Origin of the sequence: Serratia sp. 3ACOL1, assembly GCF_003668775.1 — a bacterium.
Lineage (GTDB): Bacteria > Pseudomonadota > Gammaproteobacteria > Enterobacterales > Enterobacteriaceae > Chania > Chania fonticola.
Window position 1 is genome coordinate 2,284,756 of the sequence record NZ_CP033055.1, and the last position, 14,868, is coordinate 2,299,623.

General features: G+C 57.9%; 4 protein-coding genes and 1 tRNA gene. 1 reads left to right on the forward strand and 4 read right to left on the reverse strand.

What is annotated here, in order from left to right; all coding sequences use genetic code 11:
* Nucleotides 1-179 precede the first annotated feature (179 nt).
* Nucleotides 180-255: transfer RNA gene (locus D9980_RS10555), tRNA-Asn, on the forward strand.
* 252 nt (nt 256-507) lie between these two features.
* On the opposite strand, the gene fabD is transcribed toward D9980_RS10555, so the two are convergent.
* The 4 genes from fabD to D9980_RS10575 are packed head-to-tail and all read right to left on the reverse strand — an operon-like array spanning nt 508 to nt 14,865.
* A complete protein-coding gene (fabD, locus tag D9980_RS10560) occupies nt 508-2,808 on the reverse strand; it encodes an ACP S-malonyltransferase (protein WP_121607250.1) in 2,301 nt (766 codons plus the stop codon).
* A 27-nt stretch (nt 2,809-2,835) separates the two neighbouring features.
* Entirely contained in the window at nt 2,836-3,804 is a 969-nt protein-coding gene (locus D9980_RS10565; protein ID WP_121607251.1) for an acyltransferase domain-containing protein, read from the reverse strand.
* A complete protein-coding gene (locus D9980_RS10570) occupies nt 3,791-4,297 on the reverse strand; it encodes a lipocalin-like domain-containing protein (RefSeq protein ID WP_121607252.1) in 507 nt (168 codons plus the stop codon). The genes D9980_RS10565 and D9980_RS10570 overlap by 14 nt, the downstream gene beginning before the upstream one ends.
* Nucleotides 4,294-14,865 (reverse strand): SDR family NAD(P)-dependent oxidoreductase, encoded by a 10,572-nt coding sequence (locus D9980_RS10575; protein WP_121607253.1) that lies wholly within the window; start codon nt 14,863-14,865, stop codon nt 4,294-4,296. Before D9980_RS10575 ends, D9980_RS10570 begins: the two co-directional genes overlap by 4 nt.
* Nucleotides 14,866-14,868 lie beyond the last annotated feature (3 nt).

The following is a 14,868-nucleotide window of genomic DNA, read 5'->3' on the forward strand; positions in this document are numbered from 1 at the left end:
CATTCCCGCAGCTTTAGCGTTGATGTCGCGTGGTCGGCTGAGCTTGAAACAGGCATCCAGGGGATAAATCTGCCAAAAGCTCAACGGGTTGCGCATTCTGTAAGCAAACAAACGCAGAATGCGTAATCCCCTTTGACATCCCCCCAGCACCCCGTTATGATTCCGCTCGTTCACACGATTCCTCTGTAGTTCAGTCGGTAGAACGGCGGACTGTTAATCCGTATGTCACTGGTTCGAGTCCAGTCAGAGGAGCCATATTTAGCGCCATGGAAAGCGGCTGTCCTCCATGGTGTATCAAAAAATCTTCTTTTCGCAAATCGAATTCCCCTGTTCCATATAGTCATATCATCAAAATACCCCCATGCCATATCGCTCCCTGTTCCATAAGTATTTTCTTCACATAGTGATCGCTATGTTCGGCATCCATTGATGGTGACAAGCAGTGATAATTACCCGCACCGGGAAAAGCGCCATCCGCTCCTCACGGTGCAAGTTCACATCCCCCCGTTAAACAAATAGCGGCTGGTTTTCACGTAAATGGCGGACCGTCGATTCCAACAAGGTCAGCGCAATCTTATCCACGTGGCGCTGTTGCCAAGGTTCCAACTCCGTACCTTTCACCCACTGATTAAACGCGCCAAGAGCCGGCCCTGTCTGCACCTGATAATTCACCAGATCATCGGGGGAGTTGCTGAATGAAAGCTGCGTGGAATACATAAAATACCAGCGGAAAACGCGTGCCATACGCACTTTGGGATTTGCCTGCGCCTGAGCAATATCCTTGTCCCGCCCCGCAGCCTTAAGATACCGCAAGCACTCTTCCCATATTTCTGCAAAGGGGCGTTTGAACACCGAGCGTTCCAGCTTGCTTCTTTCCGCCTCGGGGATCGCCTCAAGGCTGTCGTAATGGGTATACAGTGCATAAAGCCGGTTCGCGCGCATGGGGAACAAAACCTTCTTTTTCAAAACCTGCACACGCGAACCAAATTCAAACATATCTCCCGCCGGGGCGTAGGCCATATCGTGAATGCTGACATCTTGCAACAATGCCTTGACGATTTCCGTTGCTCCTGACTCTACAGTGCACTGGTTAACCGAACCGGTAAGAATAAAGTCGGCCCCCATCGCAAACGCGGCAGCGGCAGCCTCCGGCGTCCCGATACCTCCGCCTAAACCAATACACAAGGGTTCCCGATACTGATAACGTTCGGCGAGCCTCTGGCGCAATCGCAGCATCGTAGGCAGCAAAATCGTAGGAATGCCGCCATCCGTATGCCCCCCCGAATCCGCTTCCACGCAGATATCCTGGCTCACCGGCACTTCCCGCGCCATTTCAGCCTGTTCAGCGCTGATCGCCCCTTCGGCCAATAAATTGTTGATCAGATGCATCGGCACCGGGCTTAAAAACACCTCAGCCACTTCAAGGCGCGATACCTTACCCATGATATGGTGGTCACAGCGAATTTTTCCCTCACTGTCCCGGCGCAGCCCCCGGATACGAAACAGCGCGAGGGGAAGCGTCATTTGCATAAAAGCGGCAGCTTCTATATAACGCACACCGTATTTTAAAAACAGCTCAACCCAGGCCCTTTCCTGCAAGGGATCGTCGTGATTGGCCAACAGGTTGATCCCCCAGGGTTGCCCATCCTTAAGCTGATTCTGTATCTGCTGAATGGCGCTTTCAATCTCGGGCAAATCTAGACCACCGGCACCGAAATAACCGATCATCCCGGCCTGCCCCATCCGCACCACCAGCGCCACCGACGACGTTGCCCGGAACATCGCCCCGGCAACGTAAGCGTATGTCAGGCCGTAGCGTTGCCTGAACACTGCACTGCCTAGCTGATGCGCCGGTTCTGGCTGGCTGGGCTCCGCCGTCGCAGTATGCCAGGGTTCACCCATTGCCCTCTCTTGGGCGAACAGGGCAGGTGGTGGTTCAATAATAGCCGTTTCCGTACGGCGGATTTCGTCCACCATTTTGCTCAACACGCGCCCCCCCATACGCTTCGGATCGGCCCCCATTTCAACATAGTCAACTTCGCCCATCCCCATTAGGTAACGGACACTCTCTGTCCAGCGCACCGTACTGGCGATTTGCTGTGCCAATAAGGAAGCCACTTCGCCGGGCTGATAAGGCCGTGCGGTCACGTTCGCTATCACCGGCAACCTGGGATCTTTTAAGGCGAATTCCCGCAGGAACAGAGTGAACTCCTGTTGGGCTTTTTGCATATGGCGCGAGTGGAATGCGGCGCTGACATTGAGCCTGACACAGTTCACGCCGCGCGCCTGTAAGAGGTGTTCAGCGCGCGTAAGCGTCACCACATCACCGGCAATAACCGACTGGTTCGGCGAGTTCTGGTTGGCGATATCAATCCCCTCCACCCCCTGTTCACGCAAAAAATCCTCTAATGCTTCAACGCGCATCCCCAGTACGGCAGCCATTCCACCACCGGATGCCTCACTCATTAATTGGCCGCGTTTTTGCACCAGGCGTAATCCTGTGGCGAAATCAAAGGCATCGCCAGCCAGCAATGCTGAATATTCACCGAGGCTGTGCCCGGCTACCGCATCCGCATGGTGGCCACCCTCCTGCCAACGATAAAAATTCAGCGCATTCACTACATACAGGGCTGGCTGAGTAAAATGCGTCAGGCCCAGTTGTTGCTGAGGGTCATTCAGGCATAAGTCGCGTATTGAATAGCCGAGAATACTTGAAGCTTCATCAACCAACGCCGGGTAAGCCGCCCATAAATCTTGTCCCATCCCTTTGTATTGAGATCCCTGACCGGGAAAAAGCAGTACTTGCATGGTCATTTATTCCTTTAATCGGGGTGATCACACCGTCTTCGCCAACAACATATTGAATGACCGCTCATCCTGTCTCAGCGGGCTGAGCAGTATATGGGCAGCAGATTTACGGGCCTCGGGCAGCATATATCTCAGCAACGTAGCCGCCGTTCCCGAGGGGCCAACATCGATATACCGGTACTTCTCCCTACCTTCCAGGCTCTGTACGGCTTCGCGCATACAAATCGGCCCACGGGCAATATTCCACATGATTGGTGGTGAAACATCGCCGCTCTCCGGTACCGCCAGGCACAAACTGGCCGGCAGTGTAGCGCGGCGAAACGCCACACCAGCGAAGGCGCTAAGCACCGCTTGGTGCGCCGATTCAATCCAGCGGGAATGGTAAGCACGAGACACCGGCATACGCTGAAAAAGCGCATTGCGCGCCATAAGCCGATCCTCAACCAGTGCCAGGGCGCTACGCGGGAGCGATAACACAAAATGCGACTCGCCATTGACTGCCGCAATCTCAGCGTTGTGCCGCAGCACCTCCTCATCCAGCCAAAGACTCATGGGAGCTAATACCGCCAGCATGATGCCGGCGCTACAACAGTGTTCCATCGCCTGTGCCTGGCGAAACAACGCTGTCATCATCGCCTCTTCATCAGCAACGCCGCTGGTGCAAAGCGCGGCAAACGCCCCCATGCTCAAGCTCAGCACGCCGTCCGGCCGGCAGTCGTAATGTATCAGGGTCTCCGTCATGGCCCGTTCCAGCATGAAAATTGTCAGGCTGGAAAGCAGCGTGTCCTCAAAAGGGGTGCTTTTCGAATTCTCGTTGGCATAAAGCGCCGCAAGCGGCGAAAACCCGCACAAATCGGCGGCCATGCAATCAAGTGCATCCATCCGCTGGCGAAACACAAGGTTGGTCGCATAAAGCCCCGCTCCCATGTGGTAATACTGCGACCCCTGCCCCGAATACATAAAAATGGTTTTAACCGGTTGATTATCCGCCCACATTCATCTTCCTCCCTGTGCAGTCGGCCACGACGCCTGAACGTTGTTCCACCGGCGTTTCACGTCGCCAGACCAAGCGTCCGTGCGACACCGCAGCGTCTTGCGCTTTTAGCACCAGATGATTGCCGTCAAACTCGATCCAGCGCACCCGCTTCTCCCCTTCCAAATCCGGGTAAGAGGCGACATCGATATAGTGCGTAACCTGATCACCCTCGCGCGTATAACGCCCGGAATAGCTCATTCCCTGTATCGAGGCCCGCATATAGCGCAGCAGCCCCCGGAATTTAGCAAACACCGATACCTCACGGGTGTAAAACAGATCCGATAGAAACCCGATACGCTTTCTGCCCGATGTCATCAGTATGACGGACATATATCCGTTCTCGCTGTACACCAGTCGCCCGGAGGGGCACTCACCAAAGGGGTAAACGCGTTTCCCGTTTACCCGGTATTCCACAGACTCCAGCCGCCAGCACCCTACCAACTCCCTCATCATGCCTCCTTATCGCGCCGCTCTGATGGCAACCAGACCCGACGCACGCGGGTTCCGACGTGTAGCACGCCCCATTCAATTTCAGCGCCCTTGATCCACCACTTGGCCAACCGGCAGAGATCGCCATCAGCGGCGTAACGCTGCAATATCATTCGCTTCGCCTCGTCATCCAACAAACCGTCAAACACGCTGCCGCCCGGTTCAACCACACCGGACATCACTCCATCATGCGTCGCCACGGGATCATCCAGGAAACGGCGCAGAGTCTGGGCAAGCTCCGCCTGGTTGTCCGTTGTCACAGCCCAGCGATAACTACCAGCCACGCGGCCGGTTTGCAGAGTGTATGCCACGTCCGCCAGGCGCAAATTGCGGTGCGTGGTGATAAAGCGTAACAACCGGCGCAACTCCGCCAGCAGTCCTTCTTCATCAGCAGCAGCAAGCACCATAAGCTGAGTGGCCTGCTCCTCTGGTTCGGCTTCATCCTGTGGCGGTGCGACGCCCTCAATAATCGCGCCAGCATAAAAACCGCCGTATCCCTGCGAATTGATCATGGCGCGCAGCGGCACTTTTTCGCCCTCCTGAACATCAACACCCGGCATCTCCCACGGCGTCAGTTCCAGCGGCGTCCAGAACGGGGACTGCGGCAGATCCAGCGCCTTATCAAACGTGCTTCCCCGGTAAAAACCGGGCGCTAATTGGCCGTGTTGTAATTGCAAAACCACCTTAGCCAATTGAGAAATACCCGAAGCCGCACCGGCGTGCCCAATATTGGATTGCACCGAACCCAGAGCGCAGAATTGGCGATCTGCGGTATAGGAATCAAAAGCCCGGCTCATTGCTGCAAACTCCAACGCATCTCCCGCAGGCAGCCCAGCAGCCGCAGCATCAACGTAGCCGATAGTGCGCGGATCAATGGAAGAGCGGCGGAAATTTTCGCGCATCAGTTCCGCCAGCTTGTTCACCGGATTTCCGTGTTCCCCTAGCGGTTCGACAAAGCCCGTCACTGTCGAACGGATCAGTGCTATCACGTTATCGCCATCCCGCTGAGCGGCAGATAACGGTTTCAGCACAACCGCTCCCGCCCCATCGGCGAATAGCATGCCGTCGCGCGTTTCGGAGAAACTACGGCTGTCCATCCGCGTTCCCATCAGATTGAAACGACACAATAACCGCCATGCCTGCTCATCAAACCAGGAAACACCTCCGGCGATGGCGACCCCACACTCGCCCCGCGCCAAACTCAAACACGCGGTATGCACAGCGGCCAGAGAAGAGGCGCTGTGCGCGTTTACCGACAGACTTGGGCCGGTAAAACCAAACAGGTTTGAAACAATGCAGGATGTTGCCGCCACGGCAGTCGGAGAGCGTAGCGTTTGCCGATCTCCGACATCGCTGACTTCACCAACATACACACCAACCGGTAATCCACTGCGCTGCGCCAGCGCTGCCGCATCATACCCAGCGGACTCAATCGCATTCTGTACGGCTTCGACAAACAGCGCCTGAGCGGGCGCAAGCCGCTGAGCGTCCTTGCCGGTGGGCGACATGACTAGCTCATCCTCCCGGACAAATCCCCCCCATTTGCTGTAGCTCAGCCCCTGCGCTATCGCCTCCTCACGGTTCGGGGTATAGAAACCTTCCAACGACCAGCGTTCCGGTGGCACTTCTTCGATGCAATCCTCGCCCGTTTGCAACTTTTGCCACAGCGCCCCGATATCCGGTGAACGTGCAAAGTGGGCGCTGATGCCAATAATCGCCACCGGTTCATCGTTGACGGTGGGTTTCACTTCAGCACCCATACTGGCGTTGCCGGCATTGGTCGGCGATACAACCCGTACGCTGGCTTGCTGCTCCTGAATACTACCGCTTGCCTTTGCCAGATAAGCCGCCAGCGCGCTAAGCGTTGGTGTTTCAAAGAACACGGCCGGCGTCAGCGTTAAGCCAAAACGCGCACTCAGCTTTTCGCTGAACGACATCAGGATCAGCGAATTCACACCAAACTCAGCGAGTGGAGCATCAAAATCTAGGCTCTCAACCGGCAGCATCAGTTGCTCAGCCACCATCGCCGCCAACTCCAGGCCGATCTGCCGGACTTGCCCATCGTCTTGCGCTTCTGGGTAGTCCAGTGCAATATCATTTTGCTTCAGCGCCTCATCCTTCCTGAAAGCCAGCACAATCTGCTGCCCCCAAGAGTGGATTGCCGCCGCGGGGAACTCCACCGAACGCCATCCCCCCTCCTGCAGTATCTGTTGCCAGGTAGACGGCGTCAGGGCAGGCGTTCCCGGTAAACGCAGTGCCTCGTCTTCAAATAGCCACCAACCGTCAAGCAACGCAAAGCTCAGGTGCGTAAACATGTTGGCACTGGCGATTTCATTCAACAGCAGCAAACCGTTGGGTTTCAGCAAGCTCCGGCTGTTATGCAGAGAAACCCGCACATCTCTGGTGGCATGCAACACGTTGGCGGCAATGACGATATCGTAGCTTTCGACCGCGATCCCCTGCTCCTCTGGCGCGCTTTCGATATTCAGCTTCCGCGTACGCAGATACGGCGCCTGCGCGAGATAGTTTTTCTGACCATAGTGGAGGAAAAAATCGGAGATATCAGTGTAGGTATACTCCTCGATATTCCCGGCCCAAGGGGCTAGCTGGTCAAAAATAAGCCCACTGGTGCCGCCGGTACCGGCGCCAATCTCCAGGATACGTAATCTGACCTGCGGCGCCTGCGCCACACGAGCCTGCACATAGGTGGCAAACCGCTCCGCTAGCACGCCATTGAAGCGATCGGCTACCGGATTATTGCGGTAAACATTTTCCAGCAGCGCCATTTGCTCTTTGGCAAACAGCACCTCGGTAGTCTGCTTCTCACCACGCAAAATCGCCGCGAGGGACAGCAATAAAGGCTCCATCAGTTTCACCTGCGCGGTTAACACCGGGATCGCTGCCAGCGCCTCCCGAGCCGCCGCCCACTCTCCCCACTGGGTTTGCCAGTCCGGCGGGGCGACGCTGAGATCGATACCCCGCTCCTGCAACATCGCCAGCGTAGCCTGATACCAACGTCGGAAAGCAGGCGTGACTTTTGTCTCATCCGCCAGCCACCCCAGGCTGCCAATCTGTGCCCAGGCCAGCAGCGTGAGATGGCGTTCAAAGACGATCACTTTGTCTGCACCGTCAATCGGCGTCTGTTCCTGTTCCGGCGCCGGCATCAGCGTCACCCGCGGCGCAATAGCAGGCGGCGTAGTATTGGCTGCCGCAACTGCACCCAGAACCGCCGGGAGACGTATCGCGGGCAATTCGCTCTGCGCACCGTCCGACAGCTGCGCCTTGACCCAGTATCGATCACGGGCAAACGGGTAGCTCGGTAAATGAAGCCGACGCGGCGGTTGTGAGCCAAACATTGTCGGCCACGGCAGCACGTACCCCTGGCAATACATATCCCCCAGCATCAGCAGCGCCTCGCGCAGGCTTACCGCCTCTCGCGGCACGTTGATCCCGGCCAACAGCGTTTCTCCGTAAGTCTGCAACGTTTTCTGCGGACGGAAATCACGCCGGGTATGACCCTGGAGCAAATTCGCGGGCGCTTCCCCCTGTAATGTCAGCTCCAGCACAGAGGCTGCCTCATCGCCATCCTGCACTACCAGAGCACAGCGGTGGGTAAAATGATGGCGGCCATTAAGCAAGGTGTGGCTCATCGCCTGCAATTCGCTGGCCTGCCATGTTTTCGTCTGCAACAGCGCGCTCAATTGCCCTAGCGATTGCCGCAATGCCTCTGCCGTTTTGGCCGACAACACCAGCAGATGGTACGGCAACGGTGGCGTAACCGGCGTGGCCGACGTGGCAACGAGCTCTGCGCCCTGCACCACCACATGCGCGTTGGTGCCGCTCATACCGAAAGCGCTGACCGCCCCCTGCCTCACCGAGGCCGCCTTGATCGGCCACGAGCGCGCCTGCTTGTTGACGTAAAACGGACTGTTTTGCCACTCGATATATTGGCTTTTCTGTTCACAGTTAAGGCTGGCCGGAATAGTTTCATGGCGCAGCGCCTGGACCAGCGCCACCAGACTGACCAGCCCGGATGCTGCCAGCGCATGGCCCAGGTTCGGTTTGCTCGACGTCAGCGCGCAGAACCCCCGACGCGCAGAGTAAGGTTTGAATGCCTCATTCAACGCGTTGATTTCTATCGGATCACCCAGCGGCGTCCCGGTGCCATGCGTTACGATATAGTCAAAGCGGTCCGGCGCTATCCGATAGCGCTGGTAAATACTCTGTAGCAGCCGGGTCTGCGCCGTGCCGCTCGGCGCGGTGATCCCCTGCGTTTTTCCGTCATAGTTAATGCCGCTGCCGGCAATCACCGCATGGATCGGATCACCGTCCATCCGGGCCTGCGACAGGCGTTTGAGCACCAGTGCCACGCAGGCCTCGCCGGGCACCATACCGTTGGCGCGCTGGTCGAAGGCATAGCAGATCCCATCAGGCGATGACATACCAGACATCTCCATCAGGCCAATCGCCATCGGCGTCGCCATCATGCTGACGCCAGCAGCGATCGCCGTGTCGCATTCCTGAGTGCGCAGGCTCTGGCAGGCCTGATGTAAAGCCACCAGGCCGGAAGAGCAGGCGGTATTGATCGCCATCGTTGGGCCATGCAGATCCAGCATGTAGGCCAGGCGTGAGGCAAGCACCCCGTTATGGCCAGCGGTCAGTGCGCCGACATCCGGCATCTCGCTGAACAACTGGGCATAATCGCCCTGCTCAACGCCGACGAACATGCCGATATGATGCTGTTGCAATTGTTCGGGGCCGTAACCGGCATCCTCCAACGCCCGCCAAGCCTCCTGCAATAACAGCCTTTGGCGTGGGTCCATGATTGCGGCTTCACGCGGCGAGATCTCAAAAAATAGTGGGTCAAACTCGTCAACGCCGGGCATCGAGCCCATCCGGTATTTCGCCGCTTCATCCCATCGCCCGTCCGCAGGCAGGCGCTCCGGCGGATAAGGCTGCACCACACAACGCTCCTGCGCCAGAATGTCCCACAACGCCTCGGCATCGCGCGCCTGCGGAAAACGACCGCTGATGCCGATAATGGCGATCGGATCGTCCATGGCAGCAGGTACGGATGATGATGTTTGCGCGCTCGGCACCTCTGCTTCGCTCAAGGTAGAAGCGGCGGACTCTCCAGCAAGCTGACCAGGTGCCTGATAAAACTCCGCCATCAACGGCTGGTATTCCTCCTCCAGGTAATCGGCCAGCCGACCCAGAGTGGGATAGTTGAAAAACACCGACGGCGACAGGGAAAACCCGTAATACTCATTCACCTTTTGGGTTATCTCCACCAGCCGAATTGAGTCAAACCCGTACTCCGCCAAATTGGCGTTCGGATCCAGTTCCTCACGCCGGATACCCAGCAGCAGGTGCACCTGCTGCTGTAAATCCCAGGCAATACATGCATTGAGACTCAGGCCCGCCATTTCCGGGTGATAACCCCGGCCGGCGTTTTGCCCCGGCTGAACGTCGGTAACGTCCGCACGCGGCTCTTGCACCGTCTGGCGCGTTAACGACTGCTGTAATAAGTGGGCCATACGTGGCGCATCACCTAACGTAATCAGCGGTTGCGTTTGATTATCCATTCGCAGCATCTGCTCCAGCAGGCGCATACCGTCCCCCGTCTCCAGCGCCCCCTGTCCGCTGGCCACCAGGTATTGCTCGATCAAGTCAGCATTTTTCTCATTCATGCCGCCGTCATGCCAGAGCGGCCAACCAAGGGTGATAATGCGTTTTTGCGGCTGCGCCTGCTGGCATAACCGCGCCCAAGCCATCATAAAACGGTTCGCCGCAGCGTAAGCGCCGCTACCGAAATCGCCGATAGAGGCCGACAACGAGCCGAAATAACAAGCCAGGTGCAGAGGCTCATCACACAAAATCTCATTGAGGATCTCAACGCCGACGGTTTTTGTTGCCAGAATTTGCCTGAATTGCTCGTCCGTGGTGGTCAGTAAGTCGGCCTGTTCCGACAAACCCGCCACGTGAATGACACCGTCAACCTGACCAAAACGTGCCTTCACTTGGTGATACGCTGCCGCCATCGCTGCCCGGTCGGTGACATCGGCCTGAACATACAGCGCAGAAGCGTTATTGGCTGATAACTGGGTAATCAATTGTTGCCTGGCAGCATCAGGTGCGCTTCGTCCACTCAACACCAGATTGACCCGATAGTGCGTCGCCAGATAATGCGCGGTTTGCGCACCAATGCCGCTCCATCCCCCGGTGATCCAGTAGGTCCCGCCATTACGGAACGGTGGTTCCTCCACCTCTGGCACCCTGGGCGTTATCGGAGCCACCTCACAGATATGGCGGATACCTTCCAGATACATCACATCCCGCAGGCTATCCTCGGCGAGTTCACCCCACAGACGTTCAAGCCAGATAGCAAGCCCGCTTCGCTGCTGTGCCCGTTCACCGACGCTGACGGCAACCATTGCCGGAAAACTGAATTTCAGCGAGCGGACCAGCCCGATACGGGCCTCAAGATAAGCCTGTGCCACATCGGTGGCGCCATGTCCCGCCCAGAGTAAGCGTCGGCACGGGATAGCACTCAGATTCAACGCCTTGAGCAACTGGAACATGCCGGAGAGATCGTCTTTGCCCTCGTCGGTCAGGGAGCGAAGATCCAAAAGTACATCAATGTCCGCCCCCCGTTCGGCAACGCGCCGCAACGCATTCAGGTAACCATCCACCGAACCGGAGCCCGCGTAGTAGACATCGCCGCCTTCCGGTACATTGCCAGCGTTGCCGTTGAGGATAAACGAAACGCCGATCTCCGCAGCCACACCCGCAAAAAATTGCCTTATCTCGGCAAGTGACACGTCATCACCCGGCAGGCAGAGAATGTGCCGGATAGCGGGCGAAACGACACTTTCAAGCGGCTGTACCTGCCATTCCTCAGTAAAAAAAACGGGGTCATAGCGCGGCACGGATAATCGGCTGACCGCGATTTCCTCCGTGCCCAAGGCAATTTCCGCACTTCCGGCTGCCACCGGCGCGACCGATACACCTGGCACCCAGCAGCGCTCTCTGGCAAACGGATAAACCGGCAGGCTCAGTCGTTGCGGCTTATGTTCCGGCCATAGCCACAACCAGTCGATCTCCGCTCCCAACGCCCACTGGCGCGCCAGCGTCTGCAGATCTTCCGCCGCTATCCAGCGGCGAATCGTCTCATCACGCTCATGTTTGTCGGCAAATGCGATAAGCTCGTCAGGGTCATGTTCCGTTTGCGGGGCGCCCACTGCCACGCGAAGCTGTTCCACCAGCCCGGCCAGTGAATCCACCACCAATGCCAGCCGGCAGTTCATGGCCTCACGGCCCGTTTGCAGTGTCCAGGCCAGATCGGCCAGATTGACCTGGTGTTCCGCAAGAAATCCCAGCAACTGTTCCGCCTGCATCCATAAACGCTCTTGGGTGCGCGCCGACAGCACGATAAGCTGCGGCCCCGCTACCGGCGTCTCTATGCTCTCCCCCCGATACTCTTCAATAATCAGGTGCGCATTCACCCCACCTGCGCCAAAGGACGACAGCCCGGCAACGCGCGGAAGTTCTCGCATCCTGCCGTTTACAGCCAGTTGCGGGCGCTGCCAGGGTGCACTTTGTTGCTGCACCACGAACGGCGTCTGACTGAAATCAATATGCGGGTTCAGGGTTGCACTATGCAGGCTTTTCACCAGTTGGCCGTGCTGCATCTGCAACAGAATTTTGCTTAAACCGGCCATGCCCGCCGCGCTCTCACAGTGGCCGATATTGGATTTCACCGAGCCGATAGCACAGTACTGGCGTTTATCGCTGTCGAACGCCTGGCTCAGGGCACGGATCTCAATCGGATCGCCCAATGCAGTACCGGTGCCATGTGCCTCCACATAGCTGACCGCTTCTGCGGCCACTCCCGATTCGCGTAGCGCACGGCGGATCGCCTGTCCCTGCAATTTGGGATTGGGTACGGTAAAGCCGTTTACCTTGCCGCCGTGGTTCAGTGCGCTACCCTTGATCACGCCGTAGATATGATCGCCGTCCGCCACCGCTTGATGCAGCGGCTTGAGTATCGCTGCGCCCACGCCCTCCCCGGGCACATAGCCATCACCTCCCTCACCAAAGCTCTGGCAACGCCCCGACCCTGAAGCAAATTGCCCATGCGCAAGCAGTATATATTTATTGGGGTGGACGGAAACGTTAACGCCCCCGGCCACTGCCACACTGCATTCCCCGCGGCGCAGGCTGTGGCAGGCCAGATGGATCGCGGTCAGCGAGGATGAGCACATGGTATCCACGGCCAGACTGGGGCCGTGAAAGTTACAGAAATATGAAACCCGGTTGGCGATCGATGCTGCGCTGCCGGACAGGACCATTTCCTCGCCTCGCGCCTGCGCCTGCGCGCCATACAGCTGGTACTCCTCATACATCACGCCGACAAAAACACCGGTGGTGTTCCCCTCTGCCCCCAGCGTCCGGCGCGAGTAACCGGCATCCTCAACCGCATGCCAGGCGCACTGTAAAAACAGGCGTTCCTGCGGATCGATATATTGCGCATCCCGTGGTGAGAGGTTGAAAAACAGCGGATCAAACTCATCCACGCCGTCGATAAACCCGCCCCAACTGCTGTAGGCGGCCTGCTTCTGTTCCGGCAACTGATGAAAGTAACGCTGCCATTCCCAGCGCCACGACGGCAGGGTGGTGATGGAGTCAACGCCGCCCTGCAGGTTATGCCAAAACTGCTCCAGGTTAGCGGCACCGGGATAGCGACCGCTCAACCCGATAATGGCAATATCCAGCGCGCCTTCAGCCCCACCCGGCACCACTAGAGGAGCAGGTGATGGCCAGCCGCCGCTCCGCTGAGGCCGCCGCAGGCTGCCGGTTGACGGCAATCCGCGATCTGCGTCGTTTTGCCGGGGCGCTGGCTGGTCGACATCCGGCAATGCCTGAAACGCCTCCTTATGATGCGTAATAAAGTACTGCGTCAGCTCGGCAATCGTCTGGTACTCAAAAAACAGCGTCACCGGCAGCGGCCCGAAAACCGATTCCAGATCGCGAATAAGTGTCACCGCCATCACAGAATCAATGCCGTATTTCTCCAGCGGCGCATACTCGTCAATGCGCGACACATCCAGATTAAGCGTACCGGATAGGCATTTTTTCAGATAGCGCACCATGCTTTCCTGCTGCGCATCATCGTTGGATACCGCCCTTGGCCGCACTGGTTCAGGGCGCGTCGGACTGGCGCCGCCCGCCAACCACTGTGTCAGCTTATTTTCGTCACCGTGCCAGACGGCAAGATGCGCCGCCGGATAACACAGCGCTCTGGTCATCACCCAGGGCTCCTGCTCCAGCGGCAGCGTGACCATCAACCCGTTACGTCGGAGATAAAAGCTCGTCGCCTCATCTGGCTGCATGCCTCCGCCGCTCAGCAGCGGCCAGTTCAACGACAGCGTGCGGCCATGACGCTCTCCTTTCTCCACACCCGCCTGGCGTAAAACGGCAAAATAATCCATAAAGCCGTTGGCCGCCGCGTAACTACTTTGCCCCAGGTTGCCAACGATCGCAGTAATAGAAGAACAGGCGATCAGCCACTCTAACGCGATATTGCGAGTTGCCAGATCGATAGCCATCAGGCCGGAAACCTTGGGCGCCAGCACCTGCTGCGCCTCGGCGGCGCTCATTGAACTCAGCAAGCGATCGTGCAACACCCCAGCGCAATGAATTACGCCATTCAGCCGCCCATGGCGGGCAATAATGCCCTGTGCCAACTCACCGGCTGCCTGCGCATCGCAAATATCCAACCCATGCAGTTCCACGGTGGCCCCCTGCGCGCGCAACGTCTCGGCAAACTGCTGCTGTTCCTCGCCATCAACGGTGCGTCCACTCAGCACCAGCACCGGCTGCTTCACTGCGCAGGCCGACTGCGCCAGACGCCGCCCCAACCCACCCAGACCGCCAGTGATCCAATACACGCCGTGATCTCGCCACGGTAGTGCATCCTCTGCGATAACATCGTCCGCACGGATCGGCGCCCAGTGCAAAACCTGGCGCGTTTCGCCGGCAAAACGCACCGACTCCGCCGCCGTATCTGCCTCATGACGCAGCATATCAACCCGTTGGGCGCTGTTGATCCATCCTGCGTCGTCCAGGACGACCAACTGCCCACGCAGACCTGGATGCTCGCGTTGCACGCTGCGCAGCATCGCGCCCAACCCCTGCATAACGCTGGCCTCTCCCTTATCTGTCACCACCAGCTGCAACCTGACCGATCGCGCCAGAGGATGGGCAATCATGTCACGCAACAGTTCCAGCAGTTGTAGGACACAGGCGACATAGCGCCGGGCCACATCGCCGTCGGCACTCAACTGAACACAACGATCCGGGCTGTACCGTTCGTCCAATGACACATCAGGTGCCATCTCAACATCGCATAACACCAGCCACAGATCGTCATTGCGAAATGCTTGCGCGGCAGAAGGTGCCGGGAGCAAAGCCTGTTCCGTCCAGAGCGGCTCCAGCAGAAATGTCCCCATTCCCTGATTCACATTTTTCATCAA